This is a genomic window from Rhodococcus sp. NPDC055024 (assembly GCF_053608585.1).
Genome location: NZ_JBSGVT010000001.1, coordinates 611,639 through 638,620 on the forward strand (window position 1 = coordinate 611,639; position 26,982 = coordinate 638,620).

Consider the following 26,982-nt stretch of genomic DNA (forward strand, 5'->3'; position numbering starts at 1 on the left):
TGGTGTCTCCGAAGATTGCTGTGGTGAAGTCTTCTGATCCGGCGTCGGGTTCGAATGTTGTTGCCGGTCAGGACATCAAGTACACGTTGACGTTCACGAACACCGGTAGCGGTGCGGGTGAGGTCGCGTACTTCGATGATCTGCGTCAGGTCGTGGACAAGGGTGTTCTCAGTGGTTTGACGGCTGAGGCTCCGTTGGCTGCGACGATGGTCGGCGGCGATGGTTTCTCGGTGACGGGAACCCTGGCCGCGGGTGAGACGAAGACGGTGACGTATTCGGTGAAGGTCAATGCCGATGTGGTCGGTGGGGTGTTCGTGAACAACTTCGTTGTTCCGGGTACGACTCCGCCGGTGGATCCTCCGGAGGTGTGTGATCCGGCGACGCAGCTGTGCACGACGCATCCGGTTCAGGTTCCGGGGTTCACGGTCTCCAAGACTGCGGATCCGGTATCGGGTACCAATGTTGCTGCTGGCCAGACGATCACGTACACGGTGACCGGCGCGAACACCGGTAGCACGACTCTTGATCCGGTGGTGTTGACCGATGATCTGTCGAAGGTTCTCGACAATGCTGCTGTGGTGGACGGTTCGCTCAAGGCAGTAGTCGACGGTGTCGACGCGACTGCTCCGACCCTCGAGGGCACCACGCTCTCGTGGACCGGCGCACTTCAGGCTGGTAAGTCGGTTGTCCTGACCTACCAGGTGAAGGTCAATGCCGGTGTTGCCGGTGGCACGCTGATCAACAACAAGGTGACCGGTACTGCGAAGCCGCCGACCGGTCCGGAGATCACTCCTCCGCCGGTCACGACCGAACACCCGGTTGATGGCACTCCCGCAATCGAGGTACTGAAGTCCTCTGATCCGTCCACCACGAACCGTGTGGTTGCCGGCCAGGAGATCACGTACACGCTCACGTTCAAGAATGTGGGCACCGCGGACGGTGAGGTCAGCTTCTACGACGATCTGACCGATGTTCTCGACGATGCAGTAATGACGAAGAATCCGGCTACCACTTCCACGCTGGTTGTTTCGGGTGTCGTCGACAACGTCTTTACGGTCACCGGAAAGCTGGCCAAGGGTGCGAGCGCGACGGTGACGTACACCGTCAAGGTCAATCCCGAGATCGGAACGTTGTCGGGTCCCGGATTCACTCCGGGTGTCCTGAACAACTACCTGGTGGTTGGTGGCGAGAACCCGCCGGTGGACTGTGTCCCGGGCGACGCTCTCTGCACCGAGCACCCGGTGGACCCGCCGGAGACCACCACGACGGTCCCGCCGACGACCACCACCACGACGCCGCCGGTCACGACGGAGCCTTGTGTTCCTCCGACGACGACCACGCGGATGGTTCCGACCACAACGGCTGCGACGACGACGGCTAGCGCGATCACTACTGGTGATGCTGATGTGACCGGTACGGAGGAATCCGCCCTCACGGAGGAGACCACCACAGAGGAGACCACCACAGAGGAAACCACGACAGAAGAAGTTGTCGCGGAGGAGATTGTGGATCCGTGTGGCGTGACGACAACTACGCCGCCGACGACAACGACGCCGGTCACGACAGTTCCGCCGACCACGACGGTTCCGACCACGACGGTGCCGGTTACACCGACGATCATCATTCCCCCGATCGTCGTTGTGCCTCCGGTCGTCGTACCGCCGACGGTTCCGGGTCAGCCGGTTCCGAGCACGGTTCCGGGACAGCCGAAGCCGCCGACGGCAAACCCGGGTCAGCCCGGTCAGCCGAAGTCGCCGACGTCTACTCCTCAGGGCGGAACGATCAACTCGGGTGGTGGCGCTGGTGAGAGTGGCGTGAATACCACGTTGCTCGCAGCAGGTGGATTGGTTCTGCTGCTGGCGCTGGGAACGGGTGTGGTTCTCCTGACGCGTAAGCGTCGCGAGGATGGTGACCACTGATTCCCTTGAGAATCTGAGGTAAACGACGTGGGGCAAATCACAGAGTATGCGATCTGCCCCACAGTCGTTTTCGTGCGTATTACGAGCCGAGCCGAGATCCGTCCTTCTTCCAGGCTGCAACTACCGACGGGCGAGGCTGGGAGGAACCACCGTCGGGCCAATGGGATGCGGGGCTTTCGATGCTGGCGTCGTCGGTCTCGCCGGGGTGCTGGACGCAGACGATGACGCGCTTCTCGTCCACAATCGGTCCGCAGGTTTCGGCGCCGACGGGGACGGTGAGGAACTGCCTTGTCTCACCACGATTTTCGCCTTCGAGGACAACACTGAACAGTCCGTCGTTGGACTTGAGTGCGTTGCCGTCGGTGGAGATCCACAGGTTTCCGTGCGGGTCGAAGGCAAGGTTGTCCGGGCACGAGATGGGGCTGACCTTGCTCTTGTCGAATCCACCGAAGTAGGTATCGGCTGTGGCTGGATCACCGCAGACGAGTAGGAGATTCCAACCGAAGGTGGTGCCGGCGTGGTCGTCGGTGATTTCGAGGACCTGGCCGTTCTTGTTGTTGTTGCGCGGGTTCGCCTCGTCGGCCGCTGCGCCGCCGTCGACGCCGCGCTTGGTGTTGTTGGTCAGCGCGACGTAAACCTTGCCGCTCTTCGGGTTTGCCTCGAAGTCCTCGGGACGGTCCATCTTCGTTGCCCCGACCTTGTCGCCGGCCTGGCGGGTGAAGACGGCTACCTCTTCGGCACTCATGCCGTCGACCAGCGATTCGCCCTTGCCGTCTTCGCCGGTGCGCAGGATGGCTACCCACTCGCCGGTTCCGTCGAACTTGCCGTCCGCGGGGAGTTTGCCGCTGCCGTCGATCTCGCCGGCAGAGTTTCCGCTGAGCTTGGCGACGTACAGCGTTCCGGCGTCGAGCAGAGTCATGTTGTGACGCATGGCTGCTTGACTCTTGCCGTCCTGCATCTTTCGGCTGGAGACGAACTTGTACATGTAGTCGAAGCGCTCGTCGTCGCCGCTGTAGGCGACGACGGTGCCGTCCGACGTGATGTAGATGGTGGCGGCTTCGTGCTTGAAACGTCCGAGCGCTGTGTGCTTGATCGGAGTGGACGACGGATCCCAGGGATCAATCTCGACCACGTATCCGAATCGGTTGACCTCGTTGGGTTCTGCGACCAGATCGAACCGCTTGTCGAAGCGTTCCCACTTGCGCTCGGAAGCGGCGCCGGCGAGGCCGTAGCGCTTCAGCCGCGCTGCGACCGTGGGATCGCTGACTCCCTCGGCGTTCGCGAAGTACTGGTTGAAGTTCTCTTCGCCGGAAAGCACTGTGCCCCAAGGTGTAACGCCGCCCGCGCAGTTGTTGAGGGTGCCGAGCACTTTGGTTCCGGTGGGATCGGCGCTCGTCTTGAGGAAGTCGCTACCTGCAGCGGGGCCGGTCACGACAAATTCCGTGGTTCCGGTGATGCGGCGGTTGTTCGATCCGATCTCCGGCACCAGCTTGCCGTTGTCGGATTCTCCCTTGACCTGGACGACCGACAGTCCGTGGCTGGCCAGGCCGATCTTGAACTGCTCCTCGGTCGGGTTCTCCGCATCGTAGCCGCGGAACATCGCGGGCTCGGTGGAGTATTCGTGGTTGACCACGAGTAGGTAGGTGTTGGGCTGTCCGTCGACCGGAAGCAATCCGGCGAAGTCGTTGTTGAATCCGAACTGCAGTTCCTGCGCTGCCGCAGTCTGCTTGTCGAAGTCGAAAGCCGGGGCACCGGCGAGAACGGCGTCACCCCAGCGAATCACGACGGCCTGATCGTATCCGTCAGGGACGGTGACCTTGTCTTCCTTGTTGGGAGCGACAGCGCTGAAGTTCGTTCCCGCCGGTGTCGATCCGCTGCTGCTGCCACTCGCCGAACCGGTTCCCGGTTCGGCGCTTGCAGATTCGTCCGAACAGGCGACGAGGGCACTGCCGGCCCCCACCGCGAGGACCGCCATGCCGCTGCCCCGGAGCATGCCGCGACGAGTCAACGCCGTGCGTGCGATGTCGCGAAAGTACTCGCCGCCCGAGGCGTTGGGGACCTCGTGAGAGCACGCATTTCCGCACTTGTACTGGCAGGTGATCGACGCGCGTGCAGACACGCCGTCGTGTTTGACGAACAAGGCCAAAGGCTTGATAGCCACCGTGAACTCCCGAGATTCGATGTACGGACTTCGGGAACCGTAGAAGCTCTAAGCAAGGGTAAAGGAACGTAAAAATGAACGGCAAAACAACGAGGTGACCCTTACCCGCGGTTTACGACGCGTCCCCGCGGGGACGTCGCATGACATTTGTCATCGCCGATCCATGACGGTGTCACCGCAGGTGATGACGCTGTGCACTGTTCTCGGCTCTGACTTCCCGCGAAGCTTGGATGCATGAGAGAACCACATGAGGGAAGCCTCCTGACGGACCTGATGGACATCGGACCCGCACCCACGATGGGCCGCGAACTTGTAGTGATCGTCGTGAATATCGCGATCATCGGAGTGCTGTTCGCGATCATCGGCTCCAATCCCGTGTTCTGGATTCTTGTTGCCGCTCTCGCTGTCTATGCGGGTATCCGATTCGTGATCGGACTGCGCGGCTGGAACCGAGAGGAGGCGCAGCGATGAAGGGCGATCCCGTGATCGACGTTGTCGGAATGTCGCGGCGCTACGGCTCGGGCAAGGATGCGTTCGATGCTGTCCGCAATCTTGATCTGAGTGTCCAGGAAGGCGAGTTGTTCGGCCTCCTCGGAACTAACGGTGCCGGCAAGACATCCACTCTCGAAGTGATTCAGGGTCTTTCGCGAGCCAGTGCGGGTACCGTGCGCGTTCTGGGGATGGATCCGGTGCGCAACCGCAAGCAGATTCGCCCGTCACTGGGCATCATGCTTCAGAAGGGCGGTCTTCCCCAAGATCTCACTGCCCGCGAGAGTTTAGCGATGTGGGCAGGAACCTGCTCGAATCCACTTCCCGTCGACGAGGTCCTCGAGCGCGTGGACATGCGTGACCGTGGCGATACCCGCGTGAAGTTCCTCTCGGGAGGTGAAGCCCGCCGACTGGACCTGGCGTGCGCGATCATCGGCCGTCCCCTCGTCCTCTTTCTCGACGAACCGACTACCGGACTGGACCCCGAAAGTCGTCGTAACACTTGGCAATTGATCGCTGGCTTGAAAGCGTCGGGCGTCACCATCATGTTGACGACACACTACCTGGACGAGGCCGAGTCCCTGTGCGACCAGTTGGCGATCATGCACCGAGGATCGGTGGTGCGCAGCGGAACCGTGGCGGATGTCGTCGCGGATCATCCCGCCCAGATCAAACTGCACCGCCCAGGTCTTCCGCTCCCAGCGCTGGCCGGCGCCGAGGTGCGCGTCGAAAACGATCTGGTGGTGATCACCACTCGCACAGTGCAGGAGACTCTGACGGAACTGCTGCTGTGGGCACAGCACAACAACATCCTGCTGACCGGGCTGGATGCCCGCGCGGCATCCCTGGAGACCGTATTCCTCTCCATTGCAGACCAATTCGATCATCACGCAACTCTCGAAGGAGCGTCGGCATGAACCGCATAGCAACCCTGTCTCGTTCGGAGTTCACGCTCCTGGGACGAAATCGACTGCTGCTCTTCAATGCAATCGTCCTCCCGTTGATCTTTCCCGTGGGAATGCTGTACCTGTCGCAAGACGGCGGACTGTCCGACAAGTCGGTGTCGGCAGGCCTCGAGGTGTTTGCACTCTTCCTGCTCGTGTTCGTGGTCTTCTACAACCTGCTGTCGGTGTACGCGACGCGTCGTGACGAGTTGGTTCTCAAGCGACTACGGACCGGGGAATGCAGCGACGCCGAGATCCTCGCGGGCCCGGCAGTACCGTCGTGGGTGCTCACCGGACTGTTGACGGTGGTCATCGGCATTGCCGTGATGGTTCTCGGCGGCAGTGCTCCGGTTAATCCCGTGCTGGTGCTGGCCGCGGTGATAGGCGGCGCCGCGCTCTTCACCGCGCTGGCGTTGATCACTTCGGCCGTCACTCGGAACGCAGAAGCGGCGCAGATCACCTGCATGCCGATTCTGATTCTGGCGACAGCAGGTATGTCTTCAATCAGGAATGTCGTGCCGGACAACGTTGCTCGCATTCTCGATTTCACTCCGCTGGCCGCGGTAGTCGATCTTCTCAATCTCGGATGGCTGGGGCGGACCACTGGCGAACTGGCCGATCTGGGCGATGCGCCCGGTGCTGCGGCCGGATTTGTCAACACCTTCGGTTCGGCTGCTCAACCGCTGTTGGTCATGCTGGCATGGATCGTCGGTTCGGTTCTGATCGCGAACGTCCACTTCCGCTGGGAACCGCGTTCGTAGAACTCTGAGAAGGTAGTGGGCATGATCGCGCAGAACTTCGGACGCTGGAATCCGAGACGGACGTGGCGAACCGCGTCGAACGTCGACAAGGTTCGCCTCTACACGCGGCAATCGTTCATCATGGTCGCAGTGGTTTTCGGTGGCTTCGGTGCGGTCACCGAGGTCGTTGCGGATCGGTATCTGTCGGGTGTCTTCCTCGGAATCAGTGCCGTTGCGTGCGTCATCGCCGTGTCTCGGATGCCTGATCTGGGCGGAGTCGTGGTCAAGCCCGTCCAGATTCCTCTTGCCGTGATGACGTTGTCGGCGTTCTGCTCGGCGGGAATTGCCTTGGGAAGCAATGGCGAGAACGGCCCGTACTTCTGGTTGGCGGCAATCCTTGTCGTGCCGCTTGCGGGGTTGACGTCGTTGCGCTGGCTGATCCTGGGCTCGGTGGTCGCCGGGGTTGTATTGGGACTGCTTGCCGGTCCGGAAAGCGGCGTGTCCGTCGGAATCGTTGCCGGATTCATGGGGCTGACCGTCTACATGTCGGTGTGGCTGCTGCGGATGGTCACCGAATTGGACGAGGCGCGCGGAGCCGCCGCCGCTCTGTCCGTCGCCGAGGAGAGGTTGCGATTTTCGCGCGATCTGCATGACGTCGTCGGGCGGGCACTGTCTGCAATTGCGGTGAAAAGTGAACTTGCAGCCACTCTTTCACGACGCGGCGACGATCGTGCCGCCGCGCAGATGGACGAAGTACGCGAACTTGCCCAAGATTCACTCGACGAAGCGCGCGAGTTGGTTCGGGGATACCGGTCCATCGCCTTGGCGTCCGAGTTGGCCGGTGCGCAGTCGCTGCTCGAGGCCGCCGGAATCTCCACCGCGATACGTGGATCGGCAGATCAACTGCCGGTGGAACTGGCCGAAGCCGCTGCCTGGGTCGTCCGTGAAGGAGTGACCAACATTCTCCGGCACTCCAGTGCCGAGAATTGCAGCATCGAGGTGTTCGCGGACGGCGTCGTGATTGCCAACGACGGCGCACGTATCGCAGAGCCGAACAACGGAACCGGCCTGAACGGATTGCGCGAGCGCGTCGGCGCCGTCGGAGGAACTGTCGAAACCGTCCAAGACGAAGATCGCTTCACGCTCACCGCCCACTTTCCGTCCCGAACGAAGGAGTCTCGGTGACCGAGCCGATCAAGGTACTGCTGGCCGACGACGAGAACCTGATTCGCTCGGCTCTGGCCATGATGTTGTCGCTCGAAGACGACATCGTTGTCGTGGCAGAAGCCGAATCCGGCGAGGACGCCGTGATCGCTGCTGCGAAGCATCAACCTGACGTAGCCGTGCTCGACCTTCAGATGGCCGGGATCGACGGGATCGAGACGGCGCAACAGATTGCGCAGACGGTCTCGGGGTGCGTCTCGATCATCGTGACGAGCCACGGGCGTCCCGGGTACCTGAAGAAGGCTCTGTCAGCAGGCGTCCGCGGATTTCTGCCGAAGACGACGCCCGCGGCGACGCTCGCCGAGGTGGTCCGCAGCGTCCATGCGGGCGGGCGGTACGTCGATCCGTCGTTGGCAGCCGAGGCAATCGGCGCCGGTGACTCACCGCTTACTCCGCGTGAAGCGGACGTACTCGAGTACGCGGCGGACGGAGCATCCATCGAGCAGATCGCTTCCCGGGCACACCTCTCGGCAGGAACCACGCGGAACTATCTGTCGTCAGCTGTCACCAAACTCGGTGCTGCCAATCGGCACGAAGCTGCAGTGATCGCCCGCCGGCAGGGGTGGATTTAGGGCCGAAGGCCCCGCGATGTCGAGAATCCCCGACTTGCTTCGTCCCTGTAGTGACGTGCGACCAGAATGGGTGGCACCGACACAGAGGAGATTCACGATGGCCAAGTACTTGCTGCTCAAGCACTACCGCGGCGCTCCGGCTGCAGTCAACGACGTGCCGATGGACCAGTGGACACCGGAAGAGATCACAGCTCACGTGAAGTACATGCAGGATTTCGCGGATCGGCTCGAGAAGGCGGGCGAGTTCGTCGACGGTCAGGCTCTCGCTCCTGAGGGCACCTTTGTCCGGTACGACGGCGAGGGTCGTCCCCCGGTCACCGACGGTCCGTTCGCGGAGACCAAGGACCTCATTGCCGGCTGGATGGTGATCGACGTCGACAACTACGACCGTGCCGTCCAATTGGCCGGTGAGCTTTCGGCCGCGCCCGGCGCCGGCGGGAAGCCGATTCACGAATGGCTCGAACTGCGTCCGTTCCTGACCGAGCCACCGACCATCACGGACTGAAACCTGTCATGGACGACGCCTTGCTTCGGAGTCTGACTCCGAGCGTGCTCGGCATCCTCGTTCGCCGCGGAGCAGATTTCGCGTCGGCCGAGGACGCCGTGCAGGACGCTCTGCTCGAGGCGGTCAGGGTCTGGCCGGACAACCCGCCGCGGGACCCGAAGGGCTGGCTGGTCACAGTGGCCTGGCGGCGGTTCCTCGACGGGATCCGGTCGGATGCGGCTCGTCGCAAGCGGGAGTTTCTTGTCGACGAGCAGCCAGGCGAGCAGCAAGTGAACGGGCCCGCGCCGGCAGTGGACGACACACTCCAGCTCTACTTTCTGTGCGCTCACCCGTCTTTGACGCCGTCGTCCGCCGTCGCACTCACGCTGCGCGCTGTCGGCGGGCTGACCACTCGCCAGATTGCGCAGGCCTACCTGGTGCCCGAAGCGACGATGGCTCAACGCATCAGCCGGGCCAAGCGCACGGTCTCCGGTGTGCGGTTCGACCAACCCGGCGACGTCGCGACCGTTCTGCGCGTCCTCTATCTGGTCTTCAACGAGGGCTACTCAGGTGACGTCGACCTGGCTGCCGAGGCGATACGGCTCACCCGGCAGCTCGCGGCCGCGATCGACCATCCCGAGGTGGCGGGGTTACTCGCGCTCATGCTCCTTCACCACGCTCGCCGCGTCGCGCGCACTGCCGCGGACGGCAGCTTGGTTCCGCTCGCCGAGCAGGACCGCAGCCGGTGGGACACCGATTCGATCGCCGAAGGGGTCGTGATCCTCCAGGCAGCTCTCGCTCGCGACCGGCTCGGTGAGTTCCAGGCCCAGGCCGCCATTGCTGCGCTCCACGCCGACGCTCTCACAGCAGACGAGACGGACTGGGTGCAGATAGTGGAGTGGTACGACGAACTCGCCGCCCTGACCGACAGCCCGATCGTCCGGCTCAACCGAGCGGTGGCCGTCGGCGAGGCGGACGGACCACGCGCCGGCTTGGCAGCTCTTGCAGCGCTGGACGATTCACTTCCACGCCATGCCGCAGTCGAGGCCTATCTCCGTGAACGCGACGGAGACCTGGAGACGGCGGCGAGGCTGTATGCCGATGCAGCGCACAAGGCATCCAACCTCGCCGAACGTGACCATCTGATGCTTCAGGCGTCCAGGATCAACGCCCGTCGATCTCGCGCAAGCGCCCCTGAGTCAGAGAACCTGTGACAGGAACGCCTGCAGTCGATCGGTTTCGGGATCGTCGAAAAGCTGTTCCGGAGTTCCGGTTTCGACAACGGCGCCACGGTCCATGAAGAGCACCTTGTCGGAAACGGAACGTGCGAAGCCCATTTCGTGCGTCACGACGACCATGGTCATGCCGGACTTCGCCAGGTCGGCCATCAACGCCAGAACACCCTTGACCAGCTCGGGGTCCAGAGCCGACGTCGCCTCGTCGAAGAACATGACCTCCGGCTTCATCGCCAAGGCGCGGGCAATGGCGACGCGCTGCTGCTGACCGCCCGAAAGGTTGCCGGGCCGCGAGTCGGCCTTCTCCTTGAGTCCCACCAGATCCAGCTGCTCGAGTGCGAGCGCCCGAGCTTGCTCCTTGGACAACCCCTTGAGCTTGTTCGGCCCCAGTGCGATGTTCTCGGCGACGGTCTTGTGCGGGAACAGGTTGAAGTGCTGGAACACCATGCCGATTCGCTGGCGAAGCTCGTCGGGGTTGTCCTTCAGGACGGACTTACCGTCGAGCAGTACGTCACCCTGCTCGGGCTCGTGCAGACGGTTCAGCACCCGCAGGAGCGTCGACTTACCCGAACCGGAGGGTCCGATGACGGTGACGGTGTTTCCGGCGTCGACGTGCAGGTTGACGCCGCGAAGCACCTTGTTGGTACCGAAGGACAGATGCAGGTCCTTGCCGGTGAGCGATACGGACTTCAGTTCAGAGCTGGTGGTCATGTCCTCAGCCCCTTTCCACGACGATGGCCTGCTCGAGCGGATCCAACGTGCCTGAGGTGTCGGCGCGTCCGGTCCGGAGTCGGTTGTCGATGTAGTTGACGAGGTGCGTCAGCGGGATGGTCAGAGCAAGGTAGAACAAGCCTGCCGCTACGAGCGGGGACAGGCTGCCGGTCTGGGCGTTGAGATCGCGTCCGACGGCAAAGAGCTCCCGCTGGGTGACGAGCAGACCGAGGAAGTAGATCAGCGACGAGTCCTTGATCAGCGAGATGAACTGGTTCATCAACGCCGGCAGAACGCGTCGTACACCCTGCGGGATGACGACCAGCGACATGGACTTTCGGTAGCTGAAGCCGAGGGCACGGGAGGCTTCGAGCTGCCCGGACTCGACACTCTGGATACCGGATCTGAAGATCTCACCGATGTACGCCGACGCGAGCAGCGACAGCGCCGCGACACCGAGCCAGTACGGATTGCTGCCGGTGATTCCCTTGACGATCGGCCCGACGCCGAGCCCGATGATCAAGATGATGACGACGGCAGGCAGGCCACGGAAGATGTCGGTGTAGACGCGGGCAGGCCAGCGCAGCCAACGGGTTCGCGAGATGCCGGCGACGGCGAGCAGCATGCCGAGGATCGTGCCGATGATGCCCGACGCGAGCGCGAGGATCAGGGTGTTGGGCAGACCGGTCTTGAGGAGATCGGGGAATGCCTTCTTGTACAGATCCCAGTCGAAGAACGTGTCCTTGAGCTGTTCGAGCGTCGACTTCGGTTGATACGACGCGGTATCTCCACCGTCGCCGTTGGCTGCGTTTTCTGCTGCGAGGGCTGCGAAGTCGGGCAGCTCCGGAGTGGCCGCGGCCTTGGAACCGGGCTTCCAGCCTTCGGGGAGTTGGCGCGGCACCCAGTCGGCGTACAGCTGAGCCCAGGTTCCGTCGTCGATGACTGCGTCGAGGCCCGAGTTGAGGGCGTCGATCAGCGGCTGGTTCTCCTTGTTCACCGCCCAGCCGACGAAGTTGTTGACCGAGAAGGTGTTCTGGATGATCGAGGTCGGATCACCGGGAGCGATCGCGCCTTCGGCCTGCTGAGACGGAGCCACCCAGGCGTCGATCTGGCCGGACTTGAGGTTCGCGTACGCCGTGGCGTAGTCGGGGAACTTCACGGGATCGAGCTTGAGGGTGTTCACGACGTAGTCGTCCTGAACCGTTCCCTGGACGACGCCGATGCGCTTGGATGCGTCCAGGTCGCCGAAGCCGGTGATCGCGCTGCCGTTGGGGACCACGAGGGAGAAGTATCCGAAGTCGTAACCGTTGGTGAAGCCGACGGTGTTACGACGGTCGTCGGTGGTGGTGATGGACGACGAGCCGACGTCGAAGCGTCGACCGGCAACCTGGGCGAGAAGACCGGCGAACTCGGTGCCGACGAACTCGACCTTCAAGCCCAGCTTGTCCGCGACGGCCTTCAGCAGTTCGTTGTCGTAACCGGTGTACTGGTTCTCGGAGTTGACGCAGATGCTCGGGGGAGCGTCACCGAGCGTGCCGACCGTGATGACTCCGGGTTTGATCAGATTCAGCTTCGAGGTGTCGATCTGATCGACCGGGGTGACGGTGGCCGTGGTGTAGCGGTCTTCGGCGCCCGCACCCGCTGCCGCATCCAGGTTTGTGGGCGCTGCGGTTGCGGCTCCCACTCCTGGAGGTGCACACAGGTCTGTGGGGGCTGCCGACGAATCCGAGCCACTCGAGCACGATGACAGAGTCAGCGCCAGGAGGGCAGTGAGGAGCAGTGCCACCACCAGGCGGATCTTCGCTGCGACGGAAGAAAACATGCCAGCAGCGTAAACCTAAGGGTAGCCATTTCTCCGTGTAGAACTGTTGACAGTTTTCGGACAAGCGGCCGTTGCGCTGCGGGCTTGCCTTCAAATCAGCGTGATTTTAAGTATCGCCAGGTCGGGGAATCTCGTGCCAAGAGAGCGGCGTCAGCGGGCGGGTGCGAGTTCGACGCCCGACGGAGGTACCAGGCGACGCAGCGTCCCGTCGAAGCCGGTGACGTAGAGCGCCCAACCGTCGCCGTCCCGGCCGATACGCACGGAACTCGGCCCGGTCCATCCACCCGAGAGGCCCGAAGCGACAACGCAGGAAGTGCCGGTATCAGGGTCGACGCGATAGATCGAGCCTTCGACGTGAGCAGCGGCGTAGAGCATTCCATCCTGCGACACGGTCAGATCGTCGAGGCCGGGTATCAGGCTCGGGACTGTCGCTACAACTGTCCACGCGTCAGGGGTATCCAAGGGGACCCGGATGATCTGACCGGTGAACAGATCATCTGTGTACGCGGCTCGCTGATCCGGACTGAGTGCGAGTCCCTCCGACCGCGGCACTGCAGACCAATTGGGAACGACGGCTCCGGAGTCGTGTCGATAACGCGACACGCCCTTCGACGGGCCACCTTCCGTTCCAACCCACGTCGTCAGCAGATCGCCGTCGGGAAGTCGGAGCAGACCGTTGCCCGCGAAGTCGACGGGTGCGGACAGCTGATCCGTCGAGGTGTCCAGTTCCCACAGCTTGCCGTCCTGTCGGGTGAGGAAGGACAGCCTCGAGCCGTCGAGCTGCAAACCGCCAGGGGCAGCCATGCCGTCGAGGACGGTTCGTACCTGCCCTGCGGCGTCGACGTGATAGATCTTCGACTCGCCGGAGAGGTAGAACCCGCCGTTGTCATCGGGCTCGAGGTTTTCGAGCTGCTCCAACCCTTGCGCTACGGTTTCGACCTGCCACTCGCCGCACATCGGCGCGGTTGTCCAGGTTGCCTCCGCCGGCGTCGCCGCAGCCACGGTCCCGGCGGCCATCGCCGCGACGATCAACAACGCCCGAGCTCGGTCGCGTGATAACCCCATTGCGCACAACTTACGGCAAACCGGACGAATATCAAACGGTCTGGTCGGTATAGCCGACGCCCAGAGGGTCGCTCCAGGTGGTCCACACGTCCGGCCCGAGTTCGATCTCGGCTGTGGTGAGTAGGCACGCGTCGAGTTCTCGGTGCAGTCGAGACGGGTCGATGGCTTGGCCGATGAAGACGAGTTCTTGTCGGCAGTCTCCGACGGGTTCTTCCCACTTGTCGAGGATTCCGTCACGACGGTAATCGTCGGCCGGCCACTCGTCACGGGGTAGAAACTTCCACCAACGGCCGACGTATCCGTGGCGAATGAGATGACCGGCCTGAGAAATACTCCCGATCTCGGTGAACCGCCCGGCATTCCAGTAGTAGCCCTTGGCCCGAAGTAACTTTCCGTTGGTCCACTCGCTGCTCAAGAAATCATGCAGCCGTTGGGGGTGGAAGGGTGCGCGCTCGCGGTACACCACCGAACTGATTCCGTACTCTTCGGTTTCGGGGATGTGTTCACCTTGGAGTTCTTGTAACCATCCGGGGGCCTGTGCAGCCTTTTCGAGCGAGAACAAACCGGTGTCGAGAATCGTGTCGAGTGGGATGCGACCGAGCGTCATCGGAACTATCGCAGCGGATGCGTTCAAAGAGCGCAGGACTGCGGTCAATTCGACCAGGTGCTGGTGCGAGACGAGATCGGCCTTGCTCACCAGGATGACGTCGGCAAATTCGATCTGATCGACAAGCAGATCCGCGATGTCTCGTTCGTCTTCCGGGGCATCGGCTTCGACGCGGCCCCCAGCCGTGTAGTTGCGCAGAAAACTGTGGCCGTCGACGACGGTGACCATGGTGTCGAGTCGGGCGACGTCGGCGAGGGCGTGGCCGTCGGTATCGATGAATGTGAACGTCTCTGCGACGGGCAGCGGTTCGGAGATGCCCGAAGATTCGATGAGTAGGTAGTCGAATCGGCCATCGGCGGCCAAGGCACTGATCTCGGAGAGGAGATCCTCTCGCAGAGTGCAGCAGATGCAGCCGTTGGTCATCTCGACCAGTTTCTCCTCGGAGCGGCTGAGCGAGATCTCACGCTCGACTTCTGCACTGTCGATGTTGATTTCGCTCATGTCGTTGACGATCACCGCAACCCGCTGGCCCTCCCGATTTCGCAGGATCTCGTTGAGTAGTGTCGTCTTCCCGGCGCCCAGGAAACCTGACAGCACCGTGACCGGAAGTCGTGTGTCGACCATGGTTTCCAGTGTCCTTCCGAATGAGAGAATCGCTGTGATCAGGCGGCGGTCACGTGAAACGCTGTGATCGCGTGACCGCCGCCCGGAATGTTGGACGATCAGGCCGCAGGCTCGAGGTAGCCCTCGAAAAGATCGACTACGACGCTGCCGCCGTCGGTGTCGCTACCGAACAATTCCTCGGCCGCGAACTTCACGTGGTACGTCGGTTCTTCGCCGGCGTCGTTGCGCCCGTGTCCGATTGCGTCGGGAAACGGCCACTTCTCGGTAGTCCGATGAGAGATCGTTCCCACCCGTCCGCGGCAGTACGCAGGCATTCGAATATGCCCCGGAACGTACTCGTCGCGCACGCGTACTCGCTGACCGATTTCGAAGGTGGTCGTCTCGACGGGTGCCGGCCGCCCTTCGGATTCGCTGGGCCGCGACAGTGGGAACGGTCCTCCTGCAAAGCTTTCGAGTTCTTCCTGCGTCAGGATTCCCTTTTCGACCATCAGTGTCGCGACGCCGATGACGTACCTCTCGTAGTACGGGGTCATCATGTAGTGGCGTGGTTCCATCCGCTCGACGACGTATCGAACTTCGTCGACGCTGAAGGCTCCGAGTTCGGCGACACCCGCGAACATCAGGCTGTACGGCAGGTGTTCCCACTCGGCGTGGAAGGTGGGGCCGATGTCGGCGTTGACGGTATGCGGGACTTTGCCGAAGCCTTGAACTCCGGCAAGATCGTGTACTCCATCCATGGTGTGCTTCTTTCTTGTCGGGGTGATCAGACGGTGGGGACCTGCGGGACTGCGACGCCGATCAGGCAGTCCTTGGTGACGATCTCTTGAAGCTGTTCCTGGCTCCAGCCTTCGGTGCCTGCGGGACGTTGCGGGAGAACCATGTAGCGAGTTTCGGCGGTGGTGTCGTAGACGCGGATCTCGATGTCCGACGCGATCTCGGTTCCCATCTCGGAGAGAACCTTCCGTGGCTCACGCACCACTCGCGCACGGTATTCGAAACTCTTGTACCAGGTAGGGGGCAGGCCGAGAATGGGCCACGCGGTGCATGAACACAACGAGCACACGATCACGTTCTTGAGGGTCGGGGTGTCTTCGACTGCCACGATGTATTCGCCCTGGGGGCCCAGATATCCGTACTGGGCAACCGCGGCGGTACCGTCGGTGAGAAGCAACTGCCGGAACTCGGGGTCGGTCCACGCCCGCGCGACCAATTCCGCTCCGCGCCTTGGACTGAAGTCCTCCTCGAAGGTCTTCTTCCATCCTTCGACGTAACCGTCGGGTACCAATCCCTTGCCGTCGAGTGCGCGGAACAGTGCCCACGCCCGGTCGGAGACCGGCGCCTGGGCCGGTGCGGCGTTCTCCGTTGTGTGGTCGATCGTTACTGACATCTGGTTCACCTTTTCTATGCGGGCTGATCATGTGTGAATCGGTGGAATTTGTTGTGCAAGTGCGGATACAGAACTAGGCGAGGCTGAGTTGTGGTGCAGAATCGGAGGTGCGGTCGGCAGGTGTCGGAAACACACCGCGGAGCTTTTCGAATGCGCGCCCGACCCGGAGGACCGTCGCATCGTCGAAGGTTTTGCCGGTGATCATCATTCCGACCGGAAGTCCGTTCACCAAGCCGGCCGGAACGGACAGGGACGGATGTCCGGTCACGTCGAATGGTGCTGTGTTGGCGATCATCCCGAGGGCCTTCGTGATGAAGGTGGCGCGGTCCACGTCCTTCGCCGGCAATTCGGATGCGACGTAGGGCAGTGTGGGCATCACCAGGACGTCGAACTGTCTCAAGGCAGTGTCGTAGGCGGCGCGGGCGAGCGGTACCAGGTTGCGAGCTTTTCCGTAGCTCGCGCCGCCGAGGGTGGTGATGCCGTGGTGGCCGGTCAGGGCCACTAGTTTGACGGTTTCGGACAGAGCGTCGGCGTGCTGAATGCGTCGAGAAGCAAAGTGTGCCATCAGTTCTGGATCGTACAAACCTTCGGCGTTCATGCCGTATCCGTTGCCGTCCAACATCTGGTAGGCACCACCATCCGTGGCGATCACGTTCCAGATATGGAAAGCATGCAGGTGCCACGGGATGCTTACTTCCTCTACCGTGCAACCGATTTCGGTCAGGCTATGTGCCGCTGCGCGGACTGCGTCGTCGACCTCGGGCTGTGAGACTGCGTGCCCGAAACCTTCTCGAACGATCCCGATTCGCAGACCATCCACATCGGAGTCGAGGGTGGACAGATAGTCACCTGCTTCGACGCTGTCGGCTTGGCGTGGGTCGTTACCGTCGCGACCGGCGATGACCGAGAGCATCAGTGCGGCATCGTGGACCGTGCGTGTGATGGGGCCGAGGTGGTCGATTGTTCGCTCGATGGGAAATGCGCCCGTATACGGAACGAGTCCGAAGGTCGGCTTGTGTCCGACGACGCCGCAGAACGCGGCCGGGATCCGGATCGATCCTCCTTGATCTCCGCCGATGGCAAAATCGACGTCTCCGTTTGCCACGAGAGCTGCACTGCCACCGGATGATCCACCTGCTTCGCGCTGCGGATCCCATGGGTTGCGAACCGGCCCGCTTGCCGGTGTGAAGCTCGAGCCGGAGAAACACAGGTCCTCACACACGGCTTTGCCCGCGACGGTTGCACCGGCCGCCAGTAGTCGAGTGACCACAGTCGCGTCGCGAGACGGAGTGAACCCTTCTACTGTCCGAGACCCGTTCATCATCGGAACTCCGGCCACGGTCACGTTGTCCTTGATCGCCACGCTTCGGCCGGTCAGGACGCCGTCCGACGTCGGCGGGATGCTTGTGGTCACATACCAAGCGCTCAAAGGATTTTCGCTCGCAGTTGGCGCCTTGTGCTCGCGTGACGTGGTCGGCGGGGTTGCCTCGTCGGCGTACAACTGGTCGACGACGTCGTAGGAGCCCAGTGCTCCGTCGATCAGGGCCGGCCACTCGAGCCGGGCTGATTGGTCGAGAGTGATGCCGTAATGCTTTGCGGCGGTGTCTATTGCATTGTCGTCAGGTCGGATTGTCGCCATGAGAAGTGTGCTCCTGATGTGATCGGCTTCACTTGTCTTTCAGACTAGGGCCGGATCCATAATTGCGTCAATAGGTATCGACATATTGACTCGTTAAGTTCGGGTTACGCGCGCTCAGAGAGAGCGGGGGTACAGGCGCCCACGGCGTGATTCAGCGAGCAGAATCGGTCGCTGCAGTGGAACGCCGTTGTTCGTAGAGCTTTTCGACGTCGTGACAAGCTGCCGAAGTACTGTTTCCGGATCGCCTGCCGACGTTCGTTCGACTGCGCGTGCGTAAGCGACGATCGCTTCGTACGTTGTCTCCGACAGGGAACTGAGCGGAGGCAGGAGTTCGTTCGAGCTCGCGCTGTATCGCTTTTCGAGGTCGTGATCGCCGGCTGCGGATTGAAAGTAGCCGAATGCCGCCCAGACTCCGTCAGCATCGGAATTGCCGATGAGCTGCTGAGTGGCCTCGTCGAGGACCAATGCAAACGTCCGCGTGGTGGCCCGCAGTCCGTGCTGGGCGCATTGTCGTTCGAAGAAGACCTCGTCATGGCCCACCAGGGTGGAAAGAATCAGTTCGGCCCCGGAGTCGGCTATCGACTCGATGATGCGTGAGAAGTCGGTTGTCCCCAACGGTACGTAGGCTTCACCGGCCACCGAGCCGGTGGATTCGGCAATCACGCGCCGGGCCGCCCAATGTGCTCCGAACGACCAAGAGTACTGCTGACCGACCAGGAACCAAGTGCGAGAATCAGTTTCGGACATCATTGCGGGTATGCCCGCTCGCGTCTGGTCGAGTGGTCGCTCCCCCAAGCGAAGAACCCCTGGACGCGATCGACCTCCTTCGTTGAGAACTGTGTGCACCAACAGCACACCGGTGTTCTGCAAGGCAGATGCAGCGGCATTGAAGGTTGACGAGGTCACACACGCGAAAACTGCGCGGCATCCGCTCTTCACCAGTCGTAGTGCGGTCGCCGCTCCGGCCGCGGAGTCGGAAGCATCGTCGCCTATCACCAAATCGACGACAACACCCCCGATACCGCCGTCGGCGTTGATCTGTTCGACAGCCAGGGCGGCGAGTGTCTCTGTGGCCTGAGCGAATACAGCTGCCGAGCCGGATTTGCTGACCAGCAGTCCGATGCGATGGCGGTCGGAGCGCGGCGGCTCGGGCGGGGCGAATCCACGCTTGTTCGCAAGCCAGGAAATGCCGTCCTGATCGAGGCTGGATTCGAGAACGATCCGGGTCCCGGTGCCGTCGGGAAAGAACCGGATCGTCAGGCGTCCGCGCCACGGTTGGTGGTGCACGATCACCACCGATCGGCCCCGCTTTACGCCGGCGACGTATCCCAACAGCGTGATCGGCATTCCGGCTAGATCTGCGCGTGCGCCGTCGCCGACGGGAAGGGAGATGGCGGCAGCGGCCCCCACCGTCAGTTGCTCACATTCGAGTTCGAGCAGTTGCCCCGTTTCGAGGCGCTCGAAGGCTGACCCTGGTGGGTCGGTCGTCACGATCTGTGCCGTTACGGAGAGACCTGGCACGTTCTACTTCCTGCCTGAAATAGGTGCTGGGGCTCAACAGGGCCTCACGCCCGGCGACGCACCGAAGCCGCGTCGGAATCCACAGTCGCCGTGGTCGGCAACTCGGAGGCGTTCGAACCTGCTTCCAGCGCTCGTCCGAGGACGTCGCGCAGGAACTGGAGTGCATCGTTGGCGGGTCCCGAGGGATCTATCGAGAACAGGCGATGACGTCCTTGACGCCGTTCGACGATCACGCCGGACAACCGCAGCGCCTTGAGATGTGTGGATACCGTGGTGCGACCGACCGTCGAAATTTGATCGCTGATGAAGCCCGCGTTGCACTCGCCGTGGGTAGCCAGCGTGTCGAGAATCTGTCGACGCACTTGGTCGGCCAGCACAGCAAACGCCAACTCTTCGTTTCGTTGAGTAGTCACTGTCTGCTGTCCGCGCTTCCTCGATGGTCTCTACTGAGATATGTCGACACTCGTCAACATATCTCGAGTTGCCTCCGAGGGAAAGAACGTGGCCGAAGATTTCCGGCGTTTACGTTCAGTGCTCGGCGGTGCTCACCGCGTCGCGCAGCATTCCGGTGCCAGGATGACAATTGATGTACTCGTACAGCTGATCGGCGGCGTCGAACACCGAGACCTCATGGTAGAGGCGCAATTTCGACAGACCCGCGGCAACTCGGAAGAACGTCGTGAAGATCCGCAGATGGGTCGGGTGGGATTCCGACCACCGCTCGAGTTGGTCGAGCGAGGCCCAGTGGCCGATGTTGTAGCTCAAGTCGAGGAAGTTTCCGTCGATGTCGATGTTGCGAACGAATCGGTTGCTGTAGCACCCGACGGCCGGGCCGTTGTCGCGGAGGAAATCCATGCCTGATTGAAGAGTGGGCAAAATTTCGTCCAGGTAGAGGCTGCGCTCGTCTGCTTCCGCGTCGGCCCAGTCCTGCCCGGACCTGATCAGTGCGATGTTGTCGTGTCCCCGCACTACTACGCGTCCACCTACGGCGGGGTCACCGGCGATGACCCGCAGATCGCCCGAGGCCTGCATCCAGTCGGTCTGGGAGATCGGAAACCGCTCGCGCATCGAACCCCAGTAGCCGTGCTCGTTGATTTCGCCGCTGACACCGTCCATGACAGCTCCCACCCCGGGGAGGTCGTCTTGGAACGCGTAGAGCGTTTCGAATTGTTCGGCTCGTGGTGCCACGATCTCCCGGAAGAACCCCAACCCGTCCGACAAGCGGTCATCGGACTCCCACCAGGATGCCACTGGAGTTGACTTGCTCCAACGTTGTTGGGAAGAAACATCTTTCCAGTATCCAACCACGATCAGGTTCTCGTAGCCCTGGTTGTCGATGTGATGGGTGAGGTCGTGGTGTGCCGGTCCGTCCGGCAAATCGAAGCCGGCAACGATATCGCGCATTGCCTGCAGTGCTGCGGGGCGCTGATCCTCGCCGCGGAACTGCACGCCGAGATAGCCCATCACGACCTGTTGCAATGCGTCGTCTGCGCGCCCGACCCACATGGGAAACGGTGGCGTGTAGGTATCCGGAACACGCCTGGTCAGCGTGCGCGGGCATTGAAGGTGTTCGCCGATTGCAGATTCCATGAGTGCTCCATGTGACGTAGTAGTCGAATCGGGTGCCTGGCACTTGGCAACGCCGTGCCGAAAATCTACGCCCGCTGCGCCGAGCAAACTTGGCTGTCAGCGCCCGATACTTGGCTCACTGCGCCAAGAATTGTGGTTGCGCGTCGGCAGTGAGAGATTTTGAACACCATGTTGAATGGGTAAGTGTCCGAAGATGTTACAGATCAGCGGGCAGTACTTGTGGGGGCCGCTGCTTGCGACCGGTATCGGCGCGGGCTGATCCCGAACTCCGCCTTGAAGGCTCGACTGAAGGTGGCAAGGTCGGCGAATCCCCAGCGGTGAGAAATCTGGGTCAGTGACCGGTCTACTCCGTGGCGCTGCACGATCTCACGACGGCATCCGTCGAGTCGACGGGTGCGAATCGACCGCGACACCGTCGTGCCGTGTTCGGCGAAGGCTCGGTGCAACTGGCGAATGGAGACTTTGACCGATCCCGCGATGTCCACCGGAGACAGGGCCGGGTCTGCGATGCGGGCGTCTATGACCGACAGGGCGGATTCGTAGAGGCTGGTTCGCCGCGAGGTGATCGGTCGCGCAGTTGTGTGAAGAACGGACTTGACCAGGTTGCCGATCTCGTTGACGACTTCCTCTTCGTCTCCGCTCGCGTCGGACGTCATACGGACGGAGGCAAGATCGTGAAGAAAGCGACCAAGCAGGCCACTCAGGCCCGCGTGTCCGTCGAAGGCAATGGCGGTCAGGCTCGTGACCTCCGCGTCGCTGAGCGACAGGTACGACCGTGGCCAGGTGAACACCTCGAGTCCCCAGATGCCGTCGTGTGCGTGTCCCTCGATCTGCCAATCGAAGGGGCGCGTGGTGTCGTACAGGACGTAGTCGCCACGTCGCAGGACGCATTCACGGTCGTCTTGGCGCACTACCGCGCTACCACGACGAATCATCCCGATCTGCAGATAGTCCGCACTGTCGCTCTTGATCAGGCTGTTGCTACGGACTATTCGTTGTTCCATCGATTGAACTGTGGACACCCGCACGTGTGCGAGTTGCGCCGAGCGGACGGCCCCGCTGAACCGATCACTGTCTCCGATATCGGAGATGTCGAGCGCGACGAAATGCTCGCGTAGCAAGTCTGCCCAGTCGCCCGTGAGCGTCGTACGTGTGGGCAGGGAGAACCCGGATCGCGCGAGCATTGCAGGGCGCCTCCTCGCAAAAGTCGAAGTTCTCGGGTGCTCGATGGTCAGAGAGTAATCCCGCAAATCTGACATGTCGATAGGAATCGACACGTCATCGGGTCGGGTAGAAATTGTTTGCCATACAAACAACGCCGAGTTATTGTTTGTCATACAAACAAGTAGGAGTTCGCAATGGTCACCGAGGCAGTTCCCGCCGCGCGTGCGACGCGTGAGTCGGGCAAGCAGACGCGCATGGCGCTGTTCAACGCCGCAACCGAGCTGTTCCTCGAGCACGGCGACAGCGTCTCCATCGCGCAGATCTGCACCGCCGCCGGCGCCCATCCCAACCAGGTGACCTACTACTACGGCTCCAAAGAAAAGCTCTTCGTCGAGGTTGCGTGCGCGGCCGTTCTGCGTGCAGGCAAGCGCGCCGAGGTCGATGCCGCTGACGCCGATACGGTCGGCGACTACACCGAGAAGCTGGTCGGATCCCTACTGGGCTCGGGCGCTCCCAGCGTCGAACTCTTCGTGGAAGCGATGATGATGACGGGTCGTCGTGGTGAACTCCGCGACCTGATCTCCGAAACGCTTCGCACTCTGCACTCCTCGGGCGAAACCGCCCTCCTCCGTACCTTGGTCCGCACCGGCTGGCAGTTGCGCGCGGGCATCGACGTCGAGTCGAAGGCCTTCTGGTCTGCAATCTTCGGCCTCGTCATCCAGAAGACTGCCACCGGCGAAAGCTTCGGCTACTCCCTCGAGGAGGCGGTTGCCGTCATCTTCGCCACCCTCCAGATACCCGACGCCGTACTCAACAGCTCGATGGAATGAACTCTCTTCGAGCGTGATTCTCCGACAAGGACTTCGATGAACATCGTTCGCGTATTCGACAGCAACGTCACCAAGACCCCGGACAAACCCTTCCTGATCGCAGACGGTCACGATCACACGTACTCCCAGGTTCAGGATGGAAGTCGCCGTGCCGCGGGCTATTTGCAGACGCTGGGCGTGCAGCCGGGTGACCGCGTCGCGCTGATGTGTTACAACACTCCAGGATTCGTGTACGCGATGCTCGGAGCCTGGCGCTTGGGCGCCGTCGTGGTCCCCATCAATCACAAGATGCAGACGCCCGAAGTTGCCTACGTGCTGGAGCACGCGAAGGTGTCCGTGTGCGTCTTCGACGGCGAGTTGTCGCCGGTTGTCGGTCGACTGGAGACGACGGCCAAGCTGATCAGCACGGACTCTGTCGCAGACGGTTTCGACTTCTTCGACGACGCCATCACCCGCCAGGAGGGCGTTGACGGTATCGACATCGACGAGAACGATCCGGCTGAAATCCTCTACACCTCGGGGACTACCGGCTCGCCTAAGGGCTGCGTCCACAGCCACCGCAACGTCGTCGGTGTTGCCGTCACCGCGGCCCTCGCCGTGTCGACGACTCGGGATGAGCGACTGCTCATGGCCGTTCCGATCTGGCACGCTTCCCCGCTCAACAACTGGTTCATGTCCACGCTCTACATGGGCGGAACCGTCGTGCTGCTGCGCGAGTACCATCCAGTCAAGTTCCTGGAAACTGTTCAGGAACAGCGTATTACCCTCTGCTTCGGGCCACCGGTTATCTACACCACCGCACTCAACCTGGTGCCGAACTTCGCCGACTACAACCTCGGCAGCGTTCGCGCGTGGCTGTACGGCGGCGGGCCGATCGGTGCGGATGTCGCGCGGCGACTGGTGGAGTCGTACGGCACCACCGAATTCCGGCAGGTCTACGGCATGACCGAGACCGGGCCAGTGGGCACTGTGCTGTACCCCGAGGAGCAGTTGAGCAAGGCGGGGTCGATCGGGCGCGTCGCGCTGGCCGGCGTCGATCTGCGCCTGGTTGCCGATGACGGCACTGACGCGGAGCCCGAACAGATCGGTGAGATCTGGCTGCGCGCCGACACCGTCATGCAGGGCTACCTCGACGACCCTGCTGCCACCAAGGCTGCCTTCGCCGATGGAGGTTGGTACCGCACCGGCGATCTGGCGCGCAAGGATGCGGACGGATACCTCTTCATCGTCGACCGCGCGAAGGACATGATCATCACGGGCGGCGAGAACGTCTACTCCAAGGAGGTCGAGGACGTGATCTCCGGCCACCCGGACGTCGTCGACGTCGCCGTTGTCGGAAAACCCAACGAAGAATGGGGCGAGACCGTCGTCGCACACGTCGTCTGGCGTGAACCGGATGTCATCAGCGCCGACGACATCAAGGACTACCTCTCGGACAAGTTGGCGCGCTACAAGATTCCGCGTGAAGTGGTGTTCGCGACCATCCTTCCGCGCACACCGACCGGCAAGATCCAGAAGCACCTCATCCGCGCAGCGAGCTGAAAGGCCTGTCATGACTGATATTTCCGAGAACACCGTCACCCACCCGGCTCCGCATCGCACCCATGCAGTGCTCAACCAGTCGGTGCCGCGCACGGACGTCAACGAGTTCCTGCTCGATACGGTCCTGGCCGAAGGCGTCGCGCGCCACGACGCCGATTGGGCCACCAGTGAACTCACCGATATCGGTGAACTGGTCGGCAGTGCCGGGTTCCAGCACGACGCCGAGCTGGCCAACACGGTGATCCCCGAATTGAAGACCTTCGATCGCTGGGGAAACCGCATCGACGAGGTCGAATACCATCCGTCGTATCACCGGATCATCTCTGCCGCCGTTGCGCACGGTGCTCACACCTCTGCCTGGGCTGACCCCAAGCCGGGTGCCAACGTGGCTCGGGCCGCGGCATTCATGCTCTTCTCCCAGGTCGAACCGGGCCACGCGTGCCCGATCTCCATGACGCACGCTGTGATCCCCTCGCTCGAGCTGCAACCCGATGTAGCCGCCATCTGGACCCCGCGTGCCCTTTCTCGGAGTTACACCCCCGAGTTAGATGCTCCCGGAAAGGCATCCGCGATCTTCGGAATGTCGATGACGGAAAAGCAGGGTGGCTCCGACGTGCGAGCCAACACGACCATCGCCAAGCCGGCCGGACGTGGCGGCCCGGGTGCGGACTACCTCCTCACCGGACACAAGTGGTTCTGCTCCGCGCCGATGTCCGACGCCTTCCTGGTTCTCGCTCAGGCCGAAGGTGCTGCCGGCGAGGGACTTTCCTGCTTCCTTCTCCCCCGCATCCTGCCCGACGGCACACGCAACGTCTTCCGTATCCAGCGTCTGAAGAACAAGCTGGGCAACAAGTCCAACGCGTCGTCCGAGATCGAACTCGACGGCACCGTCGGCACCATGATCGGTGAACCGGGACGCGGTGTGCGGACCATCATCGAAATGGTGTCCCAGACGCGACTCGACTGCATCCTTGGCAGCACGGCAGGTATGCGTCAGTCGGTGGCCGAAGCAGTGTGGCATGCACGGCACCGCAGCGCTTTCGGTGCCGTCCTGGCAGATCAGCCGGCCATGACGTCGGTGCTTGCCGACCTGGCTCTCGAATCCGAGGCCGCGACCATCACCGCTCTGCGATTGGCCCGTGCGCAGGACGAGGACGCGGACGAGCAGGAGAAGGCTTTCCGCCGACTCGCGACGGCGGTTGCGAAGTACTGGATCTGCAAGCGCGGTCCGCACCACTCCTACGAAGCGCTCGAATGCCTGGGCGGCAACGGCTACACGGAGGACTTCCCGCTCGCCCGTCGTTACCGTGAGCAGCCCGTCATGGCCGTGTGGGAGGGGTCGGGCAACGTCATCGCACTCGATGTCCTGCGCGCCATGACCCGTGAACCCGATTCCGTTGCCGCCTTCGACCACGAGGTCAACCTCGCTCGCGGCAACAACCCGGTCCTCGATCAGCACCTCGATCGGGTACGACGCCAACTCGGTGAGCTCGCCACGATGGCACCCGCCGACGCGCAGTTCCGCGCTCGGACCGTCGTCGAGGCTATGGCGTTGGCACTGCAGGCTTCGCTCATGGTGCGCCACTCCCCGGCTGCCTCGTCCGATGCGTTCATTGCCGCTCGCCTCGGCGCCGACCGTGGTCACGAGTACGGAACTCTGCCTGTGGGAACAGATTTCGCCGGAATTCTCGCGAGAGCCTAAGGCTGCTCCCTCAGTACCCTCGTGACGGTGTGTACTGCCGGCGTCGGATTGTTCGGTCGCCATGCCATCGCGATTTTCAGCGTGGGCGTGGCCCCGGCGATCGGCAGGTACACGACCCCGTCCATGGACAGATGCGCCGTCGACTCCACGACGACGGCGATCCCGACCCCCGCTCCGACCATGGCCAACAGGCTGTACGGATCGGGGGCCTCGTGCGCGACGGTGGGTGTGAAACCTGCTGTGGCGCAGACGGACAATGTTGCATCGCGCACCACCGAGCCGTGCTCGGCGGGATACATCACGAATCGTTCGGTTGCGAGGTCTTCCGGTGACACCGAGTCAAGGGTACTGAGGTGATGCCTGGCCGGAACCGCGACCATCAAGGTTTCCTCGCGCACCGTGTGAGTCTCGAATCCGCGCGGAATGGGCAGGCCGACGATGCCCATGTCGAGGGTTCCGCGTCGGAGAGCGTCGAGCACCTCACCCGAGTACATCTGCGGCCGTAGTTCCAGTTCGATTCCCGGATGGGAGTCGGCCAGCGATCGTGTGAGGGCCGACAGCACCGTGTAGCCGCCCGTTCCGCCGAAACCCACTGTGACACGGCCTGTCTCGCCGGTCGACGCGGCCGATGCGATATCTCGTACGACGGCGATCTGCGCTTCGATGATCCTGGCTGGCGTGACCAAGGCTTCGCCTGCGGCGGTCAATTGCACTGATCTGGTGGTCCGGACGAACAGGTCGGTACCGAGTTCGCGCTCGAGCGCGCGAATGGTCTGGCTGAGCGGGGACTGCCCGATGTGGAGTCGCTCGGCAGCGCGGCCGAAATGAAGTTCGTCGGCGACTGCGAGAAACGCGCGCAGTTGACGAAGTTCCACGTCTCTACTCCCGTCATTTCATTATGTGGTTTGCCCACATAAATGAGTCGAACTAAGTCTTGGACTCTACATGGATTTCGGACGATAGTGATTCACGCCTCACATTGCATCCCTTGGTGATGCCCGACGCGAGAA

The 26,982-nt window shown here is 62.4% G+C and carries 24 protein-coding genes; 11 read left to right on the plus strand and 13 right to left on the minus strand.

The annotated features are described in order from the left end of the window. Positions 1-1,919: DUF7927 domain-containing protein (locus ACWF6P_RS02810; protein ID WP_452619885.1), on the plus strand; the 1,919-nt coding region annotated here is incomplete at its 5' end. 79 nt (positions 1,920-1,998) lie between these two features. On the opposite strand, the gene ACWF6P_RS02815 is transcribed toward ACWF6P_RS02810, so the two are convergent. Continuing rightward, entirely contained in the window at positions 1,999-4,080 is a 2,082-nt protein-coding gene (locus ACWF6P_RS02815; protein ID WP_452619886.1) for a PhoX family protein, read from the minus strand. Positions 4,081-4,314: 234 nt separating this feature from the next. Between ACWF6P_RS02815 and ACWF6P_RS02820 the strand changes: the two genes are divergently transcribed. From ACWF6P_RS02820 to ACWF6P_RS02850, 7 genes are all read left to right on the plus strand, one after another. Continuing rightward, a complete protein-coding gene (locus ACWF6P_RS02820; RefSeq protein ID WP_283305558.1) occupies positions 4,315-4,551 on the plus strand; it encodes a hypothetical protein in 237 nt (78 codons plus the stop codon). Further along, the gene (locus ACWF6P_RS02825) at positions 4,548-5,486 is read left to right on the plus strand and encodes an ABC transporter ATP-binding protein (protein WP_452619887.1); all 939 of its coding nucleotides are present in this window, start codon (positions 4,548-4,550) and stop codon (positions 5,484-5,486) included. The genes ACWF6P_RS02820 and ACWF6P_RS02825 overlap by 4 nt, the downstream gene beginning before the upstream one ends. Further along, positions 5,483-6,274, plus strand: a complete 792-nt coding sequence (locus ACWF6P_RS02830; RefSeq protein WP_452619888.1) for an ABC transporter permease — start codon at positions 5,483-5,485, stop codon at positions 6,272-6,274. The genes ACWF6P_RS02825 and ACWF6P_RS02830 overlap by 4 nt, the downstream gene beginning before the upstream one ends. A gap of 21 nt (positions 6,275-6,295) precedes the next feature. Further along, the gene (locus tag ACWF6P_RS02835; RefSeq protein ID WP_452619889.1) at positions 6,296-7,438 is read left to right on the plus strand and encodes a sensor histidine kinase; all 1,143 of its coding nucleotides are present in this window, start codon (positions 6,296-6,298) and stop codon (positions 7,436-7,438) included. Next, the gene (locus tag ACWF6P_RS02840) at positions 7,435-8,049 is read left to right on the plus strand and encodes a response regulator transcription factor (RefSeq protein WP_308371631.1); all 615 of its coding nucleotides are present in this window, start codon (positions 7,435-7,437) and stop codon (positions 8,047-8,049) included. Before ACWF6P_RS02835 ends, ACWF6P_RS02840 begins: the two co-directional genes overlap by 4 nt. A gap of 97 nt (positions 8,050-8,146) precedes the next feature. Further along, positions 8,147-8,554, plus strand: a complete 408-nt coding sequence (locus ACWF6P_RS02845) for a YciI family protein (RefSeq protein WP_283377368.1) — start codon at positions 8,147-8,149, stop codon at positions 8,552-8,554. An 8-nt stretch (positions 8,555-8,562) separates the two neighbouring features. After that, positions 8,563-9,747 (plus strand): RNA polymerase sigma factor, encoded by a 1,185-nt coding sequence (locus ACWF6P_RS02850; RefSeq protein ID WP_452619890.1) that lies wholly within the window; start codon positions 8,563-8,565, stop codon positions 9,745-9,747. On the opposite strand, the gene ACWF6P_RS02855 is transcribed toward ACWF6P_RS02850, so the two are convergent. From ACWF6P_RS02855 to ACWF6P_RS02905, 11 genes are all read right to left on the minus strand, one after another. Beyond that, the gene (locus ACWF6P_RS02855; protein ID WP_020909781.1) at positions 9,733-10,479 is read right to left on the minus strand and encodes an amino acid ABC transporter ATP-binding protein; all 747 of its coding nucleotides are present in this window, start codon (positions 10,477-10,479) and stop codon (positions 9,733-9,735) included. The genes ACWF6P_RS02850 and ACWF6P_RS02855 overlap by 15 nt on opposite strands. Before the next feature lie 4 nt (positions 10,480-10,483). Continuing rightward, a complete protein-coding gene (locus ACWF6P_RS02860) occupies positions 10,484-12,301 on the minus strand; it encodes an ABC transporter substrate-binding protein/permease (protein ID WP_452619891.1) in 1,818 nt (605 codons plus the stop codon). A 150-nt stretch (positions 12,302-12,451) separates the two neighbouring features. Then, on the minus strand, positions 12,452-13,366 hold the full coding sequence (locus ACWF6P_RS02865; protein WP_452619892.1) for an SMP-30/gluconolactonase/LRE family protein: 915 nt from the start codon (positions 13,364-13,366) through the stop codon (positions 12,452-12,454). Between the two features lie 31 nt (positions 13,367-13,397). Further along, positions 13,398-14,597 carry a GTP-binding protein gene (locus ACWF6P_RS02870; protein ID WP_452619893.1) on the minus strand — a complete coding sequence of 400 codons (1,200 nt, stop codon included), beginning with the start codon at positions 14,595-14,597 and terminating at the stop codon, positions 13,398-13,400. A 98-nt stretch (positions 14,598-14,695) separates the two neighbouring features. After that, positions 14,696-15,334 carry a nitrile hydratase subunit beta gene (gene nthB, locus ACWF6P_RS02875; protein WP_452619894.1) on the minus strand — a complete coding sequence of 213 codons (639 nt, stop codon included), beginning with the start codon at positions 15,332-15,334 and terminating at the stop codon, positions 14,696-14,698. A gap of 26 nt (positions 15,335-15,360) precedes the next feature. Beyond that, positions 15,361-15,984 carry a nitrile hydratase subunit alpha gene (gene nthA / locus ACWF6P_RS02880; RefSeq protein WP_452619895.1) on the minus strand — a complete coding sequence of 208 codons (624 nt, stop codon included), beginning with the start codon at positions 15,982-15,984 and terminating at the stop codon, positions 15,361-15,363. A gap of 73 nt (positions 15,985-16,057) precedes the next feature. Continuing rightward, positions 16,058-17,623: an amidase gene (locus tag ACWF6P_RS02885; protein ID WP_452619896.1), complete on the minus strand. Its 1,566-nt coding sequence runs from the start codon at positions 17,621-17,623 to the stop codon at positions 16,058-16,060. Positions 17,624-17,737: 114 nt separating this feature from the next. Then, entirely contained in the window at positions 17,738-19,144 is a 1,407-nt protein-coding gene (locus ACWF6P_RS02890; RefSeq protein WP_452619897.1) for a substrate-binding protein, read from the minus strand. Positions 19,145-19,188: 44 nt separating this feature from the next. After that, positions 19,189-19,557, minus strand: a complete 369-nt coding sequence (locus tag ACWF6P_RS02895) for an ArsR/SmtB family transcription factor (RefSeq protein WP_452619898.1) — start codon at positions 19,555-19,557, stop codon at positions 19,189-19,191. Positions 19,558-19,672: 115 nt separating this feature from the next. Continuing rightward, positions 19,673-20,734: an aliphatic aldoxime dehydratase gene (gene oxdA / locus ACWF6P_RS02900; protein WP_452619899.1), complete on the minus strand. Its 1,062-nt coding sequence runs from the start codon at positions 20,732-20,734 to the stop codon at positions 19,673-19,675. A 203-nt stretch (positions 20,735-20,937) separates the two neighbouring features. Then, the gene (locus ACWF6P_RS02905) at positions 20,938-21,918 is read right to left on the minus strand and encodes a helix-turn-helix domain-containing protein (RefSeq protein ID WP_452619900.1); all 981 of its coding nucleotides are present in this window, start codon (positions 21,916-21,918) and stop codon (positions 20,938-20,940) included. A 174-nt stretch (positions 21,919-22,092) separates the two neighbouring features. Here ACWF6P_RS02905 and ACWF6P_RS02910 point away from each other — a divergent pair, with 174 nt between their 5' ends. From ACWF6P_RS02910 to ACWF6P_RS02920, 3 genes are read left to right on the plus strand one after another with little or no spacing between them, the layout of a single operon-like run. After that, positions 22,093-22,728 carry a TetR/AcrR family transcriptional regulator C-terminal domain-containing protein gene (locus ACWF6P_RS02910; RefSeq protein WP_095973585.1) on the plus strand — a complete coding sequence of 212 codons (636 nt, stop codon included), beginning with the start codon at positions 22,093-22,095 and terminating at the stop codon, positions 22,726-22,728. A gap of 36 nt (positions 22,729-22,764) precedes the next feature. After that, a complete protein-coding gene (locus ACWF6P_RS02915) occupies positions 22,765-24,270 on the plus strand; it encodes a class I adenylate-forming enzyme family protein (RefSeq protein ID WP_452619901.1) in 1,506 nt (501 codons plus the stop codon). 10 nt (positions 24,271-24,280) lie between these two features. Further along, entirely contained in the window at positions 24,281-25,972 is a 1,692-nt protein-coding gene (locus ACWF6P_RS02920) for an acyl-CoA dehydrogenase family protein (RefSeq protein ID WP_452619902.1), read from the plus strand. Here ACWF6P_RS02920 and ACWF6P_RS02925 read toward each other — a convergent pair. Further along, on the minus strand, positions 25,969-26,847 hold the full coding sequence (locus tag ACWF6P_RS02925; protein WP_452619903.1) for a LysR family transcriptional regulator: 879 nt from the start codon (positions 26,845-26,847) through the stop codon (positions 25,969-25,971). The two genes, ACWF6P_RS02920 and ACWF6P_RS02925, sit on opposite strands and share 4 nt — an antisense overlap. Positions 26,848-26,982: the final 135 nt, after the last annotated feature.

Coding starts and splice junctions, on each gene's coding strand:
- ACWF6P_RS02855 (WP_020909781.1), bottom strand. CDS start 10,479: ATGACCACCAGCTCTGAACTGAAGTCCGTATCGCTCACCGGCAAGGAC.
- nthA (WP_452619895.1), bottom strand. CDS start 15,984: ATGTCAGTAACGATCGACCACACAACGGAGAACGCCGCACCGGCCCAG.
- ACWF6P_RS02915 (WP_452619901.1), top strand. CDS start 22,765: ATGAACATCGTTCGCGTATTCGACAGCAACGTCACCAAGACCCCGGAC.
- ACWF6P_RS02845 (WP_283377368.1), top strand. CDS start 8,147: ATGGCCAAGTACTTGCTGCTCAAGCACTACCGCGGCGCTCCGGCTGCA.
- ACWF6P_RS02885 (WP_452619896.1), bottom strand. CDS start 17,623: ATGGCGACAATCCGACCTGACGACAATGCAATAGACACCGCCGCAAAG.
- ACWF6P_RS02850 (WP_452619890.1), top strand. CDS start 8,563: ATGGACGACGCCTTGCTTCGGAGTCTGACTCCGAGCGTGCTCGGCATC.
- ACWF6P_RS02905 (WP_452619900.1), bottom strand. CDS start 21,918: ATGCTCGCGCGATCCGGGTTCTCCCTGCCCACACGTACGACGCTCACG.
- ACWF6P_RS02830 (WP_452619888.1), top strand. CDS start 5,483: ATGAACCGCATAGCAACCCTGTCTCGTTCGGAGTTCACGCTCCTGGGA.
- ACWF6P_RS02825 (WP_452619887.1), top strand. CDS start 4,548: ATGAAGGGCGATCCCGTGATCGACGTTGTCGGAATGTCGCGGCGCTAC.
- oxdA (WP_452619899.1), bottom strand. CDS start 20,734: ATGGAATCTGCAATCGGCGAACACCTTCAATGCCCGCGCACGCTGACC.
- ACWF6P_RS02870 (WP_452619893.1), bottom strand. CDS start 14,597: ATGGTCGACACACGACTTCCGGTCACGGTGCTGTCAGGTTTCCTGGGC.
- ACWF6P_RS02865 (WP_452619892.1), bottom strand. CDS start 13,366: ATGGGGTTATCACGCGACCGAGCTCGGGCGTTGTTGATCGTCGCGGCG.
- ACWF6P_RS02860 (WP_452619891.1), bottom strand. CDS start 12,301: ATGTTTTCTTCCGTCGCAGCGAAGATCCGCCTGGTGGTGGCACTGCTC.
- ACWF6P_RS02820 (WP_283305558.1), top strand. CDS start 4,315: ATGAGAGAACCACATGAGGGAAGCCTCCTGACGGACCTGATGGACATC.
- ACWF6P_RS02835 (WP_452619889.1), top strand. CDS start 6,296: ATGATCGCGCAGAACTTCGGACGCTGGAATCCGAGACGGACGTGGCGA.
- nthB (WP_452619894.1), bottom strand. CDS start 15,334: ATGGATGGAGTACACGATCTTGCCGGAGTTCAAGGCTTCGGCAAAGTC.
- ACWF6P_RS02910 (WP_095973585.1), top strand. CDS start 22,093: ATGGTCACCGAGGCAGTTCCCGCCGCGCGTGCGACGCGTGAGTCGGGC.
- ACWF6P_RS02920 (WP_452619902.1), top strand. CDS start 24,281: ATGACTGATATTTCCGAGAACACCGTCACCCACCCGGCTCCGCATCGC.